At 59.0% G+C, this 19,929-nt stretch carries 15 protein-coding genes; 9 read left to right on the forward strand and 6 right to left on the reverse strand.

The genetic code is table 11. The features are described 5' to 3' along the window. Positions 1 to 42: 42 nt before the first annotated feature. Positions 43 to 1,146 (forward strand): P1 family peptidase, encoded by a 1,104-nt coding sequence (locus tag J1G37_RS12970; protein WP_207042192.1) that lies wholly within the window; start codon positions 43 to 45, stop codon positions 1,144 to 1,146. Here J1G37_RS12970 and J1G37_RS12975 read toward each other — a convergent pair. Beyond that, the gene (locus J1G37_RS12975; protein ID WP_207042296.1) at positions 1,137 to 1,919 is read right to left on the reverse strand and encodes a helix-turn-helix transcriptional regulator; all 783 of its coding nucleotides are present in this window, start codon (positions 1,917 to 1,919) and stop codon (positions 1,137 to 1,139) included. The two genes, J1G37_RS12970 and J1G37_RS12975, sit on opposite strands and share 10 nt — an antisense overlap. A gap of 96 nt (positions 1,920 to 2,015) precedes the next feature. Here J1G37_RS12975 and J1G37_RS12980 point away from each other — a divergent pair, with 96 nt between their 5' ends. Together J1G37_RS12980 and J1G37_RS12985 are read left to right on the forward strand one after the other, a co-directional pair. After that, positions 2,016 to 2,831, forward strand: coding sequence for a carbon-nitrogen hydrolase family protein (locus tag J1G37_RS12980; RefSeq protein WP_207042194.1), 816 nt, complete (start codon positions 2,016 to 2,018; stop codon positions 2,829 to 2,831). 53 nt (positions 2,832 to 2,884) lie between these two features. After that, complete coding sequence (locus tag J1G37_RS12985) at positions 2,885 to 3,985, forward strand: extracellular solute-binding protein (protein ID WP_207042195.1); 1,101 nt, start codon at positions 2,885 to 2,887, stop codon at positions 3,983 to 3,985. A 49-nt stretch (positions 3,986 to 4,034) separates the two neighbouring features. Here J1G37_RS12985 and J1G37_RS12990 read toward each other — a convergent pair whose 3' ends face one another. Next, positions 4,035 to 5,420 carry a DUF6602 domain-containing protein gene (locus J1G37_RS12990; protein ID WP_207042197.1) on the reverse strand — a complete coding sequence of 462 codons (1,386 nt, stop codon included), beginning with the start codon at positions 5,418 to 5,420 and terminating at the stop codon, positions 4,035 to 4,037. Between the two features lie 212 nt (positions 5,421 to 5,632). Further along, complete coding sequence (locus J1G37_RS12995; RefSeq protein WP_207042200.1) at positions 5,633 to 6,601, reverse strand: AraC family transcriptional regulator; 969 nt, start codon at positions 6,599 to 6,601, stop codon at positions 5,633 to 5,635. A gap of 102 nt (positions 6,602 to 6,703) precedes the next feature. Between J1G37_RS12995 and J1G37_RS13000 the strand changes: the two genes are divergently transcribed. From J1G37_RS13000 to J1G37_RS13010, 3 genes are read left to right on the forward strand one after another with little or no spacing between them, the layout of a single operon-like run. Further along, on the forward strand, positions 6,704 to 7,954 hold the full coding sequence (locus J1G37_RS13000; protein WP_207042202.1) for an MFS transporter: 1,251 nt from the start codon (positions 6,704 to 6,706) through the stop codon (positions 7,952 to 7,954). Positions 7,955 to 7,987: 33 nt separating this feature from the next. Further along, entirely contained in the window at positions 7,988 to 9,310 is a 1,323-nt protein-coding gene (locus J1G37_RS13005; RefSeq protein WP_207042204.1) for an MFS transporter, read from the forward strand. A 14-nt stretch (positions 9,311 to 9,324) separates the two neighbouring features. Beyond that, on the forward strand, positions 9,325 to 10,977 hold the full coding sequence (locus J1G37_RS13010) for a N,N-dimethylformamidase beta subunit family domain-containing protein (protein ID WP_207042205.1): 1,653 nt from the start codon (positions 9,325 to 9,327) through the stop codon (positions 10,975 to 10,977). A 379-nt stretch (positions 10,978 to 11,356) separates the two neighbouring features. Here J1G37_RS13010 and J1G37_RS13015 read toward each other — a convergent pair whose 3' ends face one another. The 3 genes from J1G37_RS13015 to J1G37_RS13025 all read right to left on the reverse strand — a co-directional run bounded on the left by J1G37_RS13015 (position 11,357) and on the right by J1G37_RS13025 (position 14,953). Then, entirely contained in the window at positions 11,357 to 12,355 is a 999-nt protein-coding gene (locus J1G37_RS13015) for a hypothetical protein (protein WP_207042206.1), read from the reverse strand. 6 nt (positions 12,356 to 12,361) lie between these two features. Further along, entirely contained in the window at positions 12,362 to 13,936 is a 1,575-nt protein-coding gene (locus tag J1G37_RS13020) for an AAA family ATPase (protein WP_207042207.1), read from the reverse strand. Positions 13,937 to 14,038: 102 nt separating this feature from the next. Continuing rightward, a complete protein-coding gene (locus J1G37_RS13025) occupies positions 14,039 to 14,953 on the reverse strand; it encodes a LysR family transcriptional regulator (protein WP_124524445.1) in 915 nt (304 codons plus the stop codon). Between the two features lie 269 nt (positions 14,954 to 15,222). Here J1G37_RS13025 and J1G37_RS13030 point away from each other — a divergent pair, with 269 nt between their 5' ends. From J1G37_RS13030 to J1G37_RS13040, 3 genes are all read left to right on the forward strand, one after another. Beyond that, entirely contained in the window at positions 15,223 to 16,245 is a 1,023-nt protein-coding gene (locus tag J1G37_RS13030; RefSeq protein ID WP_207042208.1) for a zinc-dependent alcohol dehydrogenase family protein, read from the forward strand. Between the two features lie 705 nt (positions 16,246 to 16,950). Next, on the forward strand, positions 16,951 to 18,387 hold the full coding sequence (locus J1G37_RS13035) for a hypothetical protein (RefSeq protein ID WP_207042209.1): 1,437 nt from the start codon (positions 16,951 to 16,953) through the stop codon (positions 18,385 to 18,387). 35 nt (positions 18,388 to 18,422) lie between these two features. After that, on the forward strand, positions 18,423 to 19,829 hold the full coding sequence (locus tag J1G37_RS13040; RefSeq protein WP_207042210.1) for a PLP-dependent aminotransferase family protein: 1,407 nt from the start codon (positions 18,423 to 18,425) through the stop codon (positions 19,827 to 19,829). The last annotated feature ends 100 nt before the right edge of the window (positions 19,830 to 19,929 follow it).

Genomic DNA, 19,929 nt, shown 5'->3' on the forward strand with positions numbered 1-19,929 from the left:
GACTTACCGCACGTTCTTCACTCGACAATTAAGAGTAAAAACATGCGTTTACGAGATCTGGGTATCACCATCGGCGACGGCCAGCCGGGGGCGTTCAACGCCATCACCGACGTCCCCGGCGTGCGCGTCGGCCATCACACCCTCAATGCAGAGCACGCCGACTGCTCCATGCACACCGGCGTGACCGTCATCGAGCCGCGTGCGGTTGCCGCGCACCTGGCGCCGTGTTTTGCCGGTGTGCACGTGCTCAATGGCAACGGCGACGCCACGGGCCTGGAGTGGATTCGCGAAGCCGGCCTGTTGACCACGCCCATCGCCTACACCAATACCCACAGCGTCGGCGTGGTGCGTGATGCGCTGGTCGCCGCCGAGCGTGAGATGGGCCAGCAGCACACCTACTGGTGCATGCCCGTGGTGCTGGAAACCTATGACGGCATCCTCAGTGATATCTGGGACCAGCACGTGACCGCCGAGCATGTCCACGCGGCGCTGCGTGACGCCCGTAGCGGTCCGGTCACGGAAGGTTGCGTGGGCGGTGGCACTGGCATGATCTGCCATGAGTTCAAGGGCGGTATCGGTACCTCGTCACGGGTGCTGAGCGACGAGGAGGGCGGTTGGACTGTTGGCGTGCTGGTGCAGGCCAACTACGGCGCGCGCGGTGCATTGCGGGTGGCGGGCTACCCGGTTGGCAGGGTGTTGAAGGATGTGCCTTCGCCCTACGACGGCCCGGTGAATGTCGGCGTGCCGGGCATGGGCTCCATCGTGATTACCCTGGCGACGGATGCGCCGTTGTTGCCCCACCAATGCACACGCCTGGCCCAGCGGGCGAGCATCGGCTTGGCACGGGTGGGTGGCGGCACCGAAGACGACAGTGGCGATATTTTCATCGCGTTCTCGGTGGGCAACAGCGGGTTGCCGGTGGCCAACCTGGGGCAGCCCGGGCCGCCGACGACGGCGCTGCAGATGGTCAACAACGACTACATCTCGGCGTTGTTTGTCGCGGCGGCGGACGCGGTTGAAGAAGCGATCCTCAACGCCATGCTCGCCGCCAACGACCTGCAAGGCCGGGGCAAGACCGCGCTGGCCCTCAAGCCCGAGCAACTGCTGGCGGCGCTGAAACAGGTCGGCTGGGCGCCTCACTCCTGAGCTTGCAGGAACAACAGGAACAGCTCGGACTGGGACTTGATCCCCAACTTGTTGTACAGGTGGCGGCGGTGCACTTTCACCGTCTCGGCCGAGATCGCCAGCTTGCGGGCGATCTCTTTGTTCGAGCAGCCACTGAGCATCAACTGGGCCACCTCGGTTTCGCGGCTGGTCAGGGTTGAGCTGATGTGCAACCCGGGGGAGTCCACGCGTTCCTGCCAGTCGGTGGCGGCTTCTGGCACGCGCTTGAAGCCCTGTTCAAAGACGCAACGCTGGCGCATCAGCCCGGCGACCCATGGCTGGATCAACCCGAGCAACGCGAAGTGTTCGTGGCTGAAGCGTGTGCTGCTACCCAGGGACAGGCTCAGGGTGCGTTCCGCATCGAGCTGCACATTGAAGTGGATCTCGTCGGCGACGATGTTGAGGCGGAAGTAGCGCTGGTAATAGTCGGTCTGCTCAAAGCATTCCGGGGCGACATCATCCAACTGGAACAAGCCGCTTTGCGGCGCTTCGCGATTGGCCAGGTAAAACGGGTCGAGCAAGTACAAGCCCTTGAGATAGTCCTGGAACAGCGAGTCGCTGGCGCTTTCCTGCGCCGGCGACTCGGCCAGCAACTGCGGGCGTCCTGCGCTGAAGATCAACACCACCCAGTTGTCCATCGGCACATAACGCCCGAGCAGGCGCGTGAGTGACGTCCAGAAATTCGGCCGGTCCAGGGTCTCGATCAACCGGCCGACGGCGTCATGCCAGGCCAGGTCCTGCAAGGTCAGATGCATCTCGCTACCCATTCAGGGTTACCCCATCGAAGTGATTTTGTGCCGTGGGGGTACGGCCCATACTCGTTGCCAGCTTACTGTGCACAAGGATCCACGATGAAGATCGAACTCATGCAACTGGCCGGCCGTGACGGCGACACTGCTTATAACCTGCGACGCGCCCTGGAAGCCATCGCCACGTGTGGCGCAGACACCGACCTGCTGGTGTTTCCCGAGACCCATCTGATGGGCTTCGTCGCCGGCGAACAATTGGCCGAGGTGGCGCAGCCCCTTGACGGCCCGGCGTTGCGTGCCATCGAGCAGGCGGTGCGCGAGCGGGGTGTGTCGGTGGTCATTGGCCTGGTCGAAAGCGATGCCGGCGTGCACTACAACACCTCGGTGCTGGTCACGCCCGAGGGTATCGCGTTGCGTTATCGCAAGACCCACCTTTGGCCTTCCGAGCGCGGCGACATTACTCCGGGCGACCGTTTGGTCACGGCGCTGTGGAAGGGCGTGCGCGTCGGCATCCTGATCTGCTACGACATCGAACTGCCGGAAACCGCCCGCGCCCTGGCCCAGTTGGGGGCCGAGCTGATCATCGTCACCAACGGCAATATGGACCCCTATGGGCCGGTGCATCGCACCGCGATCATGGCCCGCGCCCAGGAAAACCAGCTGTTCAGCGTGATGGTCAACCGCGTCGGCGAGGGCGACGACGGCCTGGTATTTGCCGGGGGCAGCGCCGCCATCGACCCCTTTGGCCGCCCGCTGTTCGAGGCCGGGCGCGACGAAACCCGGCAGGTCGTGACCGTGGATCTGACGCAACTGCACGCCGCCCGCGCGGACTATCACTACCTCAATGATCGTCGCTTGCACCTGAGTGGCGAGAGCGTGCAGCACGCCGATGGGCGCCGCGAACTGCTGCTGCGCTGATCGATCTTCCCCAACCAAAACAATAATCGGGCGGCAACGCCCAGGAGTGCGCGATGAACCTGACTCGATACGTACGATGGGGCCTGGCCTGCTTGATCAGTGGCGCAGTGACCTGCGCCCTGGCAGAAGAACCGAAGGTCAATATCTACAACTGGTACGACTTCATCGCCCCTGACACGCTGAAAACCTTTCAGGCGCAGACCGGCATACATAGCGCGTACGACGTGTTCGACAACAGTGAAGTCATGCAGAGCAAACTCATGGCCGGGCGCAGTGGCTACGACGTGGTAGTGGCCACCGGTGACCTGCTGCCCAACCTGATCAAGGCGGGTGTGCTCAAGGAACTGGATCGCGCGCAGTTGCCCAACGCAACCCACCTTGACCCGGCCATCCTGGCCAAGGTGCAGAGCAACGACCCCGGCAATCGCTACGCGGTGCCGTACCTGTGGGGCACCACGGGCATTGGCTACGACGTGGAAAAAGTCCGCGCCATTCTCGGTGCCGACGCACCGGTAAACTCCTGGGACCTGATCTTCAAAGAGGAAAACCTCGCCAAGCTGGACACCTGCGGCGTGGCCATGCTGGATGCACCGGGCGAAATCATCCCCATCGCCCTGCATTACCTGGGCCTGCCCTACAACAGCCAGAACCCGGACGACTACCAGAAAGCCCAGGCACTGCTACTGAAACTGCGCCCGCACATCCGCTACTTCGACTCATCGCGGTTCATCACCGACCTGGCCAATGGCAACATCTGCGCGGTGGTCGGCTGGGCCGGCGGTGTGATGGACGCCAAGAAAGCCGCCGATGCAGCCAGCAGTGGCCGCCACATCCAATACAGTATTCCCAAGGAAGGCGCGCCGGTGTGGGTCGAAAGCCTGGTGCTACTCAAGGATGCGCCGAACCCTCAGCAGGGGCTGGCGTTCATCGACTATATGCTGCGCCCGCCGGTGATTGCGCAGACGTCCAACTACCTGAGTTACGCCAATGCGAACAAGGACGCCACTGCGTTGTTGGATGAGCGGGTGCGGGATAATCCCGGGGTGTATCCGGCGAAAGTGGTGTTGGACACGCTGTTTCCGTTGGAGCCGTTGCCGCTCAAGTTGGAGCGGGTGCGCACGCGGGTCTGGAGCAAGGTGAAGAGTGGGACTTGAGGGGGCCGCACCACACGCTGTAACCGGAAGTCACGCCGCACCATTCTGGCTACTCTGTCAGAGTGGGAAGCGTGGAGGTTCCCCCTTCCAGCCAATGCATGATATTGGTGATCCTTTCCTCCATTTGCATTTTTTCTTCAAGGTCGGCTCCTTCGAAATAGGCACCCCAATCTTCCTGCGCAAGGTTGCAGTAGGTGTTGGCCCTTGTGTCACTTCCCAGCATGTTCTGCAAGGAGTGAAACGTTCCTGGCTTTGCGCCGCCAAACTGCAGGTAGCAGAGCAGGTGCTCCATGAACAGCGCGACCTGATTAGGCAAGCCGGTGTTGCTGTGGGTCTTGACCAGAATTGGCATAAACCGCGTCGCGTCGTTTTTCCGATAGGTTGTGTAAAGGAACGACTTCTGGTTGATGCAGGCACACGTCAGGTGATCGAAGGGCCTGCCTATTGGGTATGGACCATCTTCATCTTCATCTTCATCTTCATCAGCATCAGCATCAGCATCAGCTTCCTCTTCCTCTTCGAAATCCCATGATTCTTCTGCGTGATGCTCCTTGACGATTTCACACAACGTGTCCTCGGCAGCGTCACTTTCAAAAGCAAAGATACCTTTGAATATAGGCGGGTAACCGCTATCCAGAATGGTAATTTCAGATATCAAAGACAGGCTGTCCCTGAAGGCTTGAGTGGTGAGGTTGGTCTTCACTTCGATGACCGCTCGGACCGCGGACTTCGGCACGACGACAAGATCCGACTCGCGAAACAGGGGTGCGTAATCTATGCGGTCATAGATCAAGATATCGATTTGTCGGTCACAGCCGAATATAAACCCCGTGGCGACGTGATAACGCTCTGGCAGATGCTTTTCCAGCACCGTTCTCAAAATATCTTCTCGATAGGTACCCACTGTTGGGTTGTGAGCGATGATCAGCCTGATTCGCGCGCTCAAGGACTCCAATTCACTTGCCATGGAACCGGCAAAACTTCTTATTTTTTCTCTTTCCAGTCCAGCCTGGCTCAACTGGAGAAACGTTCTTTTTTGGTTGGCTCGACCGGATTCAGACGCGATCAACTGTTTGCTGGCGACGTAGCACTTGAGCATGTTCTCAACGTCACTGGATTTTACATTCGCCAGGTAATCATCATCACTCAAGCGCTTGACGAGTTCTGACACTTCCAGCTTTCCATGAGCGATCAAAGAGCTGGCGCAATCAAGTACGAACTTGCACAGTTTGATGTACGCCGGGCGTTCGGCTCGCAGGCGCGGTGATGAGGGATGCAAAGTGATCGCGGTACCTTTACCGACAGTTCTTTCTTCATGAGTTTCCGAACAGGTCAGACGGATGCCGTTGTGATCTTCACTCAGATAGTAATAGGTTTTCAGTTCGACCCAGGCCTCGTCGGGAATAAAGCAAAAGTCCATCTGTTCCAACGTCATGTAAGTCCCTCACAAGGTATCAAGCAGCGACGGTGCCGGCACCGCGCCAGCGAACACCCATTGATGATGGGCAAAAAGAGCCAGTGATTTTCCATGATGGCCTCATGATGTCAATCTGGCTTTGTGAGGGGTAGGAGGGTGTCACAGCGTGTGGAGAGATCGCATGCTCTGGCGCCTGGGGCGGCAAATGAGTCAGGGTATTGCGCTATGTTTCAAGTCACAGTGACCTGCCGCACCTTACGACTCAATCCCGGTGTTTTGCCCGTAATGCGCTTGAATGCACGACTGAAAGCGGCCTGCGATGTGTAGCCCAAACGCTGCGCCACCTCTTCAATCGGCAGCCTTTCGAGGGTCAGCCACTGGCTCGCCAGCCGCATGCGCAGTTCGGTGACATAGCGCAGCGGGGTCATGCCAATCGTCACTTGGAAGCGGTCGGCGAAGACCGAGCGTGAGGTGTTGCAGTGCGCTGCCAACTGCGCAACGGTCCAGTCGCGGCCCGGTTGCTGATGGAGCGCAAGCAGGGCACCGGCCAAGCGTGGATCGCGCAAGGCGGCGACCAGGCCTGAGGCATTGCCGCAGGCACACTCCACCCAGCCGCGAACGACCATGGCCGCCACCACGTCGGCCAAACGCGCGAGGATACCGGCGTAGCCGATACGTGCGGCGCTGACCTCGCGTTCCATGGTGGTGAGGATCGGTACCAGGCCGGGGTAACGCTGGCCGCCGGCATCAATCAGCATCAGGCCGGGCATCAGCTTGCCCAGGCCATGGATACTGCCCAGTTCAAACTCCATGCAACCACTGAACACAATAGTGCTCGGCGCGGGGCTCGCATCGGCGCCGGTGGCCACTGCGCTGACGGAGTCACCGAGCGGGGCGCCGTCCAGGCGGTTGATGTCCAGAACAGGCGCGTCTGGATGTGAAAGCAGTTGATGGGCTGCGCCATGGGAGATGAACACGGCGTTGCCGGCAGACAGTTCGTAAGTCGTGCCATCCTCCATTCGCAGCACCGCATTGCCGACGGCGATGAAGTGGAACCACGCGTGCCCGGGTTTTTCCGTGAAGCCCAAGCCGAAGGTAGGGCCGGCCTGGATACGCCGGTATTCGACACCGCGCAGGCGCATGCCGCGCAACAGTTCGTTGATGAGGTCCGAGGAGAGAGCAAACTGATCTGCAGGCATCGTTCAGGTGTTTTAGTCAAAAAGTCGAGATTTTCAATCATAGATCATCCGGAATGCGGCGCCTAGACTTCGGTTCGTCATGAAGATTGGGAGATCCGTACGATGACCGACTGTGTCTGTAATGCCGTACCCGAGCGCCATCCTGGCGTCGGCTTGGATGTAGAACCCGCGACCCCCGCGTGGATGGCCGTGTTTTCGTTGGCGATGGGGGTGTTCGGGTTGCTGACCGCCGAGTACCTTCCGGCCAGTTTGCTGACCCTGATGGCGACTGACTTGGGCGTGTCCGAAGCGCTGGCTGGCCAGGCGGTAACGGTGACAGCAGTCGTTGCGCTGTTCGCCGGCTTGTTGGTGCCAGGCCTGACCCGTGGCATCGATCGGCGTTGGGTGTTGTTGGGGTTTTCCACGTTGATGGTGGCTTCCAATCTATTGGTCGCCGTTTCTTCCAGCTTCGCGGTGCTGTTGTTGATGCGCATCTTGCTCGGTATTGCCCTTGGCGGGTTCTGGAGCATGGCGGCGGCGGTCGCGATGCGGTTGGTGCCGAGCGCGCTATTGCCCCGGGCGCTCTCGATCATTTTCAGCGGGATTGCCATCGGTACGGTCGTTGCCGTGCCGCTGGGCAGCTACCTGGGCGGGCTGTACGGCTGGCGCAGCGCGTTTTTTGCAGCGGCGGCGGTCGGCATGGTGACCCTGGCTTTTCAATCGTTCACGCTGCCGCGCCTCGCACCGCGTCGGCCGGCAAGGCTGCGCACTGTTTTAGAGGTGTTGCAGCGCCCAGGGATCGCCATGGGGATGTTCGGTTGTGTGCTGGTGCACAGCGGGCACTTCGCGATGTTCACCTATGTTCGGCCATTCCTTGAAGGGACGACCGGCATTGGCGCGCAAGGGCTGTCACTGATGTTGCTGGGGTTCGGCGTGGCCAACTTCGTAGGCACGCTGTTGGCCGGCAGGCTGCTGGAACGCCATCCCCTGGCCACGCTGGTGTTGATGCCCGCACTGGTCGGCGTTGCCGCACTGGCGTTGGTGCTGTTGCCGGCATCGTTGCCGGGGCAGGCGGTACTTCTGGCGATCTGGGGCCTGGCCTTTGGTGGGGTGCCGGTGGCGTGGTCGAACTGGGTGGCCAGTGCGGTACCCGATCAGGCGGAAAGCGCCGGAGGCATGGTGGTGGCCTCTGTGCAGTCCGCCATCGCAACCGGCGCCGCCGCTGGCGGTGCCGTGTTCAGCGTCGGTGGCAGCGCAGGCGTATTCGTCGCCGCAGCCGTGCTGATGTTGCTGGCCGCGCTGCTGATTGCGCTGCGGGTCCGCGTCCCCTCTGCCCATGGCGTTCGCCAGCCCAAGCCCGCGCTGCACCTTTGATCTTTGATCCCATCCGTCACCAGGAACTGACCCATGAACAATACGACGTCTCACCAAGGACGCCTCAAATCGTTGCGCGCGGCCGGTATCGGCAATGCGCTCGAATGGTTTGACTGGACCCTGTACGCAACCTTTTCGGTGTACCTGGCAAGCAATCTGTTCGACAAGAGCGATGCGCGCTCGGCAATGCTCGCGACCCTGGCGGTGTTTGCCGGTGGCTTTGTCGCACGCCCTATCGGCGGATGGTTGTTTGGCCGACTGAGCGACCGGCTGGGGCGCCGGACCATCATGGTGCTCACCATGTTGCTGCTTGCGCTCAGCAGCCTGGGCATCGCGCTTATTCCTGACTACCAGAGCATCGGCCTGTATGCCTCGGGCGCGCTGCTGTTTTTTCGGCTGATGCAGGGGCTTGCCCATGGTGGCGAAACAGGGGTTTCCTACACCTATGTCGCCGAGATCGCTCCAAGCAAACATCGTGGCTTATGGTCGAGTTCGGTCTATGTGGGGGTGACGCTCGGGGTGATGGCGGCGACGGCCGTGGCGGCGATACTCACCTGGCTGCTGGGCGCGCAGGCCATGGGTGACTATGGCTGGCGGATAGGCTTCGCCCTCGGTGGCGTGCTCGGGATTTACGCGCTGTTCTTGCGCCGCGGTGCGCAGGAATCCCATGTGTTTGTCGCGCAGCAGGGGCAAGCGCGGCCGCCGCGCAAGCTGTCCACGGGGGAGATGCTGCGCGTGGCGCGTAACATCGTCATGCTTGCGGCGGCCGCGAATGTCACTTACTACGCCTGGGTCACGTTCGGCGCGTCGACGGCGATTGCCCAAGGCATGGACCCTACGGGTGCCTATGTCGCCAGTCTTCTCGCGCAGATCCTTTGTGTGTGCTGGTTGCCGGTCTGCGGGATGTTGTCCGATCGGGTCGGCCGCCGCCCCATGGTCATCGCCTGGGGCCTGGGCGTGATCGTACTCACCTATCCCATCTCGATCATGGTGACCACTGAGCCCTACACGCTGTTCCTGGCCCAGGTGCTGGGGCTCGGTGCGTGGTCGTTGATCGCGGCGATTTTCCCAGCGGTGCTCTCCGAGCAGGTGCCCACCCAGGCACGGGCCCAGGGCGTCGGCTTGGTCTCATCGGTGTCAGTGGCGATCTTTGGCGGCACGGCCCCCTATCTGCACAGCTACCTGAGCGCCGCCGACCTTGGCTATCTGTACGTCAGCTATGTCATTGGGTTGGGCGTAGTCACCGTCCTGGCCGGGTTGCTGATCGACGAAACGGCGGGTATCGACCTTGCGCACATCGAGGCGCCTGGCGTTCGAGTCAGCGCCAATACCCTGGCTGGCCGAACCGCCGAATAAAGGAGTACGACTCAATGAATTCCACAGACCTCAAAAAACCCGCTGCACGCGGTGAACGGCCCGGCGCCAGCGTGACCGTCAGCCAGACTTCAGGGCCACGTCAGGCCGCACGCGAGACCTGGGTTGAAGTCCCTTCAGCATCAGGCCCGGCGGCTGCCTGGTGTTATTCGGATCGACGCGCCTATAGCCCGGGTGATTCGGTTTGCCTGTATCTGTCGTCGAACTGCCCGCAAGTGCGGCTCAGGATCTATCGCGATGGCGCCATTGCCCACACGTTGCATACCACCGACAGCCTTGACGCAAGATTCCACCCGCTGCCTGAACGTGCCTATGAGCATGGCTGCCAATGGCCCGCCTTCATGCAATGGACCATCCCGACGGATGCCGAGCAGGGTGGCTATATCGTCGAAGTACAGGACAGCGCTGGCAGCGTCCTCGGGCATCATCTGTTTATCGTCAAGGCGCTGCGCAAGCGTGCCGATGCCTTGGTACTCGTCGCGGCCACCTCGACGTGGGCCGCTTATAACGACTGGGGCGGTGCCAATCATTACTTTGGCCTTCACCCCGGCACGCCGCGTGGCCGCTCACCCTTGCTGTCGGCGCAGCGCCCCTGGGCGCGAGGGCAGGTGTGGCTGCCGGACGATGCGCCACGTTGCGTCAACGCGACCCGGCCCCGCAAGCCAGGGCCGGCGCGCTATGAGTTCATCGAATGGGCTGGCCTTAACGGTTACACCAAGTACTACGCGTTGGCGGGCTGGGCTTCTTTCGAGAGACCCTTTGTGGTCTGGGCCGAACAGCAAGGTTATACGGTGCATATCCTGACCCAGGACGATGTGCATCACGACCCGCACGCGCTGGAAGGCTACGCCTGCGCCGTCTTCGTCGGGCACGACGAGTACTGGACGCGAGAAATGCGCGACCATGTCGACGCCTTTGTCGAGGAGGGCGGCAGGGTCGCGCGATTCGCCGGCAATTTCATGTGGCAGATTCGCCTGGAGGATGAGGGGCGCCGGCAAGTGGCCTACAAGTACGATGCCGGCGCGCTCGATCCTGTGGCGGCTACCGAGCCTCATCGGCTAACGGGAGCCTGGGAAGATCCGCGGGTCAATCACCCCGGGGCATCGACGTTCGGGGTGAATGCGCTGCGCGGGATATACGCCAGCTTTGGCGCAATGGCACCGCGCAACCCGCGTGGATACACGGTCTTCAGGCCTCAGCACTGGGCGTTTATGGGGACAGGCCTTGGCTACGCGGACATGTTCGGCGACGAAGCCAACATCTTTGGCTATGAAGTGGACGGCCTCGACTACACGTTCGTCGACGGCCTTCCAGAACCGCTCGGCACCGACGGGGCGCCCAGCGGATTGCACATTCTCGCCATGGGCTGGGCGACCAATGCCGAGCATGGCCGGCCCGAGGATGCCTATTCATTCATGCTCGGCGACGGCGATGCGCGGTTTCGTGCTTCCATCCTGGCGCCCGACCTTAGCGACGCCAACATCGCGTTGCACAGCCGTGGGGCCGGCATGGTGGTGCACTTTCACAAAGGTCGCGGTGAGGTTTTTACTGCCGCCACGTGCGAATGGGTACATGGGCTCATGCAGGCAGATATTTACACCGTGATGATCACAAAAAATGTACTAGAGCGTTTCTTGGGCAATGCGTAGGTTTGCTGATCGCGTTAAGTAACGGTTGTGTGAAAAACGTTGGATTCCGACGGAACGCCGTAAACGAAAAAAACCGCCAGGAGGCGGGTTTTAAAGGGGTTGGAGTAGGGGGCGAGGGTAGTTACAGGCTATCGGGGTCCTCAAAAAACATTTTTACTTGGCTCTAGGGCGGTATGTTCAGGTCTGAAAAACTGAAATATGCCCCAGTTTCCTCCCCAGTCGCAGCCAATACGCGAGCGATTGCGAATGGCAATTGCTGACAGAAAATAAAGGTGGAGCTGGGTGGTTTTCAGTGTGCGTCCATCCGTCAGCTGGTTGTGCCGCTATAGTTGAGGCGCGCCTGCACATTTCATTTGGCCCCACGATCTGGAGCTTAGCCCTATAAAATAACGGGCCTGGCGGCAAGCACATTGGGCTCAACGCGTTCCCGCGACCATTGGATCAAATCATCGAGTGCGCAAGGCTGGCTCATCAACGATCTGACGTAAGCAGCCTCGATAGTGTTAGGTGCGAGTCCACATCGCTCTAGCGACGACTTCAAAAGTCGTGGCAGCTCGGCTAAGACGCTGTTGCGATTGAACGTTATGTTGTTGATTGATAAGTCTCGAATGATCGAGTTTCTAGCGGCTCGAACAGCTCGACCGCTACGAGTCGAAACGTCGAGCTTCTTCAAATGTAAATCCAGTTGAGTGCGCTTGGATTTCTCTAAACCGCCACTTGCTCTTACCTGAAAAGTTCCGGGCTTTTTATCCGGTATAACGCGTATGACGGGGTGCATCAAAAAACTATCTATGTAGGGGTGAAGTATCCGAAACGGCAAGGCGCGATTGGTTTTCTTTGTCTGCGCGGGCGATGAGTAATAATTTTGCCTAGTGGTGCGAGTAGCGCGAAGTTTGGGCTTGAAGCGTGCAGCTCGTGTAACCAGCTTTTTCTTATGCGTCGCGTAGGAATGACCTTTTTTGCTCTGGCACCCTGAACAGGCTGGGACCAGATTCGATGACAGAATTGAAAACTCAGGAAAAGCTTCGCGCTTTCGCGGCAGGTAGTGATCCAAAGTGATATTCTCCGGGAGGCCGCAGTACGGACAGCCTCCAAGTTTTCCTGCCGCTGTAGATCGAAACTCATCGATATGAGCGAGGCATGTCGCTTTGCTGTCGTACAGAAAGTAAAACGCGTCCGCAGCGTCGGTGCTGTATCGACGCCTCGCTATATGCTGTGAGGGGAATTCAACAGCCTCTAGATAGTTTGCGAACATTACCTGGAGGTTGTGGTACTCCTTGCGGAGAATCTCCCACTTCAGTTGTTTTTCACTGATGAACACTGAGATGGCTTTCAGGTCATCGCAAGGTTGCGTGCGACGTTTAATAAAAGTGGGCATGCTTTGTTAACGCTCCAGTGACCGCACATAAGCTGCAGCATCTGAGCCCAGTGTGGCAAACTGCTTCAAGATCCTATCGCGTGTAACAGGATCTGAGCGACCGGCTAGCAGGGCCTGATCGATCGATTCCTGATACCCCTTACGCACATTCAGATCTTCGAATACGTAATCGGAAATCAATGACACATCCCCGCCCAGAGTCTGCATGCCCGGTCTGAAAAGAGACGGTAGATTTTGGTGGTCGGCCTGCAAGATCACAACACCAGACTTATCTACCTCTCTGACCACAAACGGGGAGTGCGTCGCTACGATGGCTACAGACTCAGTAGCGACCAACACCGAGTGCAATGTTTGCATCAATAGCGAGATGAAATGTGGGTGCAAATGGTTTTCTGGCTCATCGATCAACAGCACAGAGCGCGGACGGCAATGTAATACCAAGTTGAAGCAGAAGCAGATCAAGGCTCTCTGGCCGGAGCTTAGATGGTGCTCAAGTCCAAGTTCGTCGATAAACTTATAGTCCACACTCAGATCTATATGTGCGCATTTCGCAGGATCATGCGCAAGCTCATCCAGTGAGTGCGTGGGATTTTTTGATCCCATGCGCGTCACGTAGAGGTTGCTCGTATTAACGACTTTTCCGAGTATTTTGTTGAGGGTGGCGAGCGAAAAGTTTCCTTCGGGAAGTATGGAGATTTCTTGAGTAATCGCTGGTAGCTTTGCCCAATCAACTTGTGTAATTCCCAATGGCACGTGTTTGAATATGCGTTGTGGCAACCGCGCCCAACTCCGTACCTCATGGGAAAACACGACAATCGGATTGCCGTGATCTCCTTTTTGAGGCTGTTTTGTGTCGGATTTTATCTTGTGTTTATTCTGCATCTCTTTGCCTACGGCCTGCAGTGCTCGTGTTTTGCCCACTCCATTTGCGCCAATAATGACATTAATGGGTAGCGCCAGAGGGGAGGATGCATGGTTAAAGTGGAAATCCAAGCCTAGTGTTCCTGCTACATCATTTCCCATGGTGAACAACGTGGCATGAAGTTCGGAAATAGGCTCGCCGACGACGTTGGCGTCTAATATCAACTTCAAAGAGATGTAAGTGTAGAACTCTTCATCGTTGACGATCAGGCCGTGGAGGGACTGTTCACTTACAAGTTTTTTGTAAAGCTGTCCGTTAGCTCTGTAAGCATTGAGCGCAGAGGCGTCATGGGCATAAAGCAACAACTGTTTCGTCATGCCTGGGCCGGCGAGATCCAGCAGTTCCCTGTATGAGTCACGATTGTCTAACATGCTGGCGTCATAAGTTCCAAACGCTTTAACTAGATTGTTCGGCGAGTCAGGGCTATTAGCGTGGACGCGCGAGGTGACTCTTGTGATGCGGCTATGCCAAGTGCCAAGCACTACATCGTCGCGCATGTAGCAAGCAGTCGCCAAGGTGATACTCGGATCGTAAGTCCCGCGTTGCAACATGTAGATCAAGCAATTATGGAAATGGTGTTGCTCTGATACCAAGCCATTCTCATAGTCATCTAGGGAACAGGTGAGTGCCATATTTTTGTGATGTACTAGTTTACTCATGGCTGTGGCACATTTCCTATGTCGAGATCCACTGGAAATGAATGGAACTCCATGGTTTGTAGAAAAGCAAAATGATCAGATTAAAAGCCAGCCCGCCGAGGCCTAAAGACTCTCAGGGTCCCCAAAAAACATCTGAATCCGTGACCTTAACCACCGCTCCCCCGGGTCATTATCCTGCGACCCACGCCACGCCATATGCAATTCAAACGAGCGCACCGGCAACGGCGGTTCTTCCGCGCGCAAGCCGCCCGCAGCCGTCAGGGCTTCGGCGGCATAGTCGGGCACGATGGCAACGATATCGGTACCCGCGAGCAACGTGCCGAGGCCGTTGAACTGCGGTACGGCCAGTACCACGTGGCGTTTGCGGTCGAGTTTTTCCAGTTCTTCGTCGATAAACCCGCTCAAGTCTCCGGCAAATGACACCAGTGCATGGGGGCGGGCGCAGAAGTCGTCGAGGCTCAGGCTGCCCGGTACGCTGTCGGCGCGCAGCAGTTTCGGTACGCTGCGGCGCAGTAGCTTGCGCTTGGCGTTGGCCGGCAGGTCGGCGGTGTAGCTGACGCCAATGGAGATTTCGCCAGAGGCCAGTAGGCCGGGCATCAGGATGTAGTTGACGCGGCGCACCACCAGCACGATGCCAGGGGCTTCGGCACGCAGGCGTTTGAGCAGTTGGGGCAGCAGGGCGAATTCAACGTCGTCGGATAAGCCGATACGGAATACCGCAGTGCTGGTGGCCGGGTCGAAGTCGGCGGCACGGCTGACGGCGGTGGAAATCGAGTCCAGGGCCGGGGAGAGCAGGGCGAAGATTTCCACGGCGCGAGCGGACGGTTCCATGCTGCGGCCGGTGCGTACGAACAGTGGGTCATCGAACAACCCGCGCAGGCGCGACAGTGCGGCGCTGATCGCCGGCTGGCCGAGGAACAGTTTCTCGGCGGCGCGGGTCACGCTGCGCTCATGCATCAAGGTTTCGAATACGATCAAGAGGTTAAGGTCGACACGACGCAGGTCGTTACGGTTCATCTTGTGTCCTGGATGAGTCAGCGAGCTTGACGAGAGCGGCCATGAAAGAACCCCTTGGATTCGATTAGAAAAGCATGACCGGCATGAATCTTACGGGGAAAGGCTGGTACTCTGCACCGGCTAATTGAGTTTTCCTACGTTAGCCGGGGTCTTTTCCTCGGGAGCGGAATCAATGACAGGCATGTCGACTATTAATGGTGACCTGTGGTCTTACCGGGAAAGCCCAGATAGAGTTCATGGCATTAGAGGTTACTTTGACGAGGTTTGCGATGTCCCGCACGATCCGTTTTCACAAGTTTGGTCCGGCCGAGGTGCTCAAGTGCGAAGAGCATGTAGCCGCGCAGCCCGCACCGGGCGAAGTGCAGGTGCGTGTCGAAGCGATCGGCATCAGTTGGTACGACATTCTGTGGCGCCAGAACCTGGCGTCTTCCCATGCGCGCCTGCCTTCCGGCCTTGGCCATGAGATGGCCGGGGTGGTTGTGGCCCTGGGCGAAGGTGTGGATGACCTGGCAGTGGGCGATAAAGTCGCCAGTTTTCCGGCCGAGAGCCCTAATGATTACCCGGTGTATGGCGAGCTGATCGTCTTGCCCCGTTCGGCCCTGACCCGTTACCCGGACGTCTTGAGCCCGATTGAAGCCAGTGTGCATTACACCCCGTTGTTGATCGCCTATTTTGCGTATGTGGACCTGGCGCGGGTCAAACCCGGCCAGTTTGCCCTGGTGACGGACGCGAGCCACTGTGCTGGCCCGTCCTTTGTGCAACTGGGCAAAGCCCTGGGTGTGCGGGTGATTGCCGCCACCAAGGACAGTGCAGAACGCGAGTATTTACTGTCCCTGGGCGCGGAAAAAGTCATCGTCACCGAAGAGCAGGACCTGCTCATGCAGGTCAACAAATTCACCGACAACCGTGGCGTGGACGTGGTGTTCGATGGTTTGGGCGGCCCGCAGATGTCGTTGCTCGGCGATGTGCTGGCCCCGCGTGGCAGCCTGGTGCTGTATGGCTTGCAGGGCGGCAACCAGACGCCATTCCCGGCGTGTGCAGCGTTCCAGAAGAACATTCAATTCTTTGTGCACTGCATCGGCAACTTCACCGGTAAGCCGGAATTGGGCATCACCCAGGACCACGTGGCCTTGCAGCGCGCTTTGCGTGATATCAACCAGCTCACCGCGGACCGCGTGCTGGTACCGCTGAAAACCACGGTATTTGCGTTCAGCCAGTTTGTCGAAGCGCACCGCTACATGGACGAATGCCCATGTCGTGAGCGTGTTGCGTTGCAGGTTGAAGCTGTTTGAGCTGTAGGAGTATTCGCAAATGAATGCGCTTGCATCCGAATGGATGGGGCAAATACGCCATTTGACAGGGCTTAACCCGTTCCCGGGTTGAGCCGCCGCTCCGGTCTCAAACCCCGCAAACAATACCTTTGTCCCTGACGCCGCACTGAATTTCAGTGCGGCGTCGTTGTGTGGGCGAAAACAAAGTCTTGGCTGCTTTTCATCTGCGCTGGTTTCAGGCGAATTTCTGTATCTGTTAATCATTATTCGACTGCCGATAATTGTGCTCTCACTGTCATCTCAAGGATTGAGCAATGATTGACTATCTGACATTTGCGCTTCGCGCTGCTCGTACTAACCGGGTCGCTACTCTGTGTGCCCGAATGCCTGTTATTGAAAGGGATACCCCTACAAGGGGTTCGCCATTGCGGTTGATTAATATACGTCGGACGCGTCTTTAATTTCCCGGTTAAAAAGGTGTAGGAAGTTGTCGGAGTATTCCTAGGTTCGCTGAGATCTCAAGCCCAGCCCGGCGCTTCAGCCTTTCTGTAGCAGCCTGGCGGCTAAGTGAATGGATGCTCGCCCGCAATGCTTTTGTTGCAAGGTGCTAGTGTTTATTAGTCGAAGTGCCGAGCAATAAACGTCAAGCCTACAGATGTAATGGGTCGAGCAAGTGCCAATTAAGCAATTGCTTGAAACTGATATTTCAACTTGGGTAGTAAAGCTATGAGCGTAATTCACGAACAAGCCATGAACTATGTTTACCAACAAGTTCTGCAGCGTCTGATTGGGCACTTTTCGCGCGTCGAACGTACTGCACTTCAATTATTGATTCAGCGGATTGTGGTGGCGGCGGGCGGAATGGAGCAAGTGGGGGGCTACAAGGTATTGGTCGCCCATGGTGGCGGTGACGTCAGCAGCTACACACTGGCGCTGCTGCGTGCGGCGCAATTGTCGATTGCCGCTCGGGCCCCCAAGACTTTCCAGCTACGGGTCGCGACGCTGCGTCACGTAGGCATGACGCAGGCCACGCTCGATACGCTGCAGCAGGGGTACAGCGCGTTGTTTTTCCATGACGACCCGCGGGTGGAACTGCTGATGGTGGAAAACCAGGAGGTCCAGCCCTTCAATCACCAGCGGCCCCCGTCGAGCGCCGGGCGTGAAGTCAGCCAGCGGGCCATGTTGATGGTCGGGCACCTCACGTCCGGGGATGTTCGCGCAACGCTGTGCAATGACACCTACCTGTCCCTCGGCGATTTCTACCAGCGCATTACCACTTGGAATGGCGGGGTCCATGCGCTGGTCAGTGGTGATTCACCGCGCAAGCAGGGTCAGTACCTGGCATGGCTGAAAAAGAACGCCTTGAAGGCTGGCGTGACCATGCCCCCAGGAAAACCGATTTCGCTCAATGGGCTGTTTGCACGCATGGAAGAGTGGAGCGTGGGTTGTTATCGCGACCTCTATGGCGAGCAGTACGTGGCTAATGAAAGCCCAGGGCGCGGGGGCCACCGGCACCTGGCCTACATTGGCATTGCCGACCTGCTCGGCGAGGTGGACCCTGGTTCGACCCCGCTGCTTAACGAGTTTCTGGCCCGCAAGCCAGATCCCCTTGGCTTCCATTTCAGCCACCCAGACTTTCCCAATCCGTTGCTGATGGCCCATCTGTCCGGGTTGCAGGCTCAGTGCCTGCGCGAACTTTCCTACGAGGATGGTGTGGAAGGGTTTATCCGCCAGGCACAGGACTACATGTGTCATCGAAAAATCCCCGAGCACCTGATTGCCGGGGCGAGCAGTCGGGATGGGCGAATATTGTCGGCTACCTACGCTCAGGAGTTTTTTGGCCTGGAGGAGGGGCAACTGACGTGCCTGCTTTACTCACCCTTTATTCACCACGGCGAGCGACTGGAAGGCTACCTGCGCCAATGCCACCCGGGCATGCTGGTCGCCCTGCCGGAGCTGCACAAGGTGTTGCAAGGCAAGTCGGCGGCGGAGATGTTGCAACAGTGGGTGACCGACACCAGTGGGCTGCCACTGCCGTTGCTTCAGCACCTGTATCGCAAGCGGCTGTTGTCGATCGATCACAGTGCCGGTGCACGCAACCGACGTAGCCTGCGTGCACTGGGCAGCGCCGAAGCGCGCACGTTTCAGTTGTCCGGGCGCTAGGGCATGCTTGGAATACGCCGCGCGGGCGTGTGGCAATGAACTTGCGGGGTGAGCGGCAGGCGGACTTTGCCTATCAGGCGGTGTACCGCTACATGATCAACCTGATCAACGAAATCAGCCTTGAAACCCCCGTCAGGCTGCCGTCCCTGCGCCAGCTGTCGACGCGCTTGAGTGTGTCCATCTCTACGATCCAGTACGCGTATTCGTTGCTGGAGAAGGAAGGTCGGGTCTATTCAGTGGCCAAGTCCGGGTATTTTGCCTGGCCTGTGGCCGGCAACCCGCTGCTGGCATCGACGGGCGATCTGCTGGAACGGCTCTACGCAGCGGCGCGTCGTCCCAGAATGGTCGTGCTCAGTGGCGATGAGCCGGCGTTGCTGGCGACGCTGGATGGCACGCTGCTGATGTTGGAACGCCAACTGGTACGCCGTTACCCGCGTCACCTGCAACCCTGGTCGCAACCCTGCGGCGTCTGGGAGTTGCGGGCGGCGTTGGCGGCACGCTATACCTCATCGCCCTCGCGTTGCTGGCAGGCCGATGAGGTGTATGTCGGCGCCGATCTGCAGGGCGTACTGGAAATCCTGATCGATGTGTTGGGCCTCAAGGGCACCACGTTGCTTGTCGAGTCGCCCTGCGACTGGTTGATCCTGCGCTTGTTGCAGGCCGCCGGCGTGCGCGTGGTCGAATTGCCCTGGCAGGCCGATGGTCGTCTGGACCTGATGACATTCGAGCGACTCCTGCGCGACGAACCGGTGCACGTCGTATTGCTGTCGTCGGTGGTCAGCTTGCCGTCCGGGGCGGCGCTATCAATGCCGGAGCGCTTGCAGGTGGCGCATCTGCTTGACCAGCACGGCTGCTGGCTGCTGGAGAACGACACCTTTGGCGAGCTGGTCTTCGGCCCCCGTTTGCCGGCGCTGCGCAACCTGGTAAATCCGGAGCGGCTGATCGTGTTTTCCTCGTTCGAAAAGACCCTCGGCGCCGAAGCGCCCTTTGGCTATGTGCTGTCCCGCCACTTGAGCAGCGAACTGCAACGTCAATTCTTGCTGCGCTCGTTCCGTCTGTCATCGATTCGCCAGCGCGCCATTGCGCGGCTTTACCAGAGCGGGCGTTTCGACCAACACCTGCGCACGTTGCGCCAGCGTCTTCAGGAACAAGCTGAAGCCATGAGCCAGCGCCTGGATGCGCGCCTTGAAGGGCGTGTGAGCTATCGGATGCCGACCGCCGGCGCGGGCGTTTGGTTGCAATCGGTAGCCCTGGTGGACATGCGCCAAGTGTTTCAGCGCATGGTGGCCCAGCAGGTGGTGATTGCGCCGGGTGAGTTATTCAGCCTTGGCGGCCTGCATCAGCAGCATGTGCGGGTGAGCCACGCCTTCAACGGGCACCCCAACCTGGATGTGGCCTTGGACGCATTGGCCGATGCATTGCTTCAGTCGCAGGTCAACTGAGCTGATGGCAGTGTGAAATTTCTAATCCTGCTGTGGGATAGATACCATCGCGCAGTAGTCCAACACCCAGTAAACTGCCATTTTTCCGAATCCTTCTTTC

Source organism: Pseudomonas sp. Marseille-Q1929, from assembly GCF_017316265.1.
Classification (GTDB): domain Bacteria; phylum Pseudomonadota; class Gammaproteobacteria; order Pseudomonadales; family Pseudomonadaceae; genus Aquipseudomonas.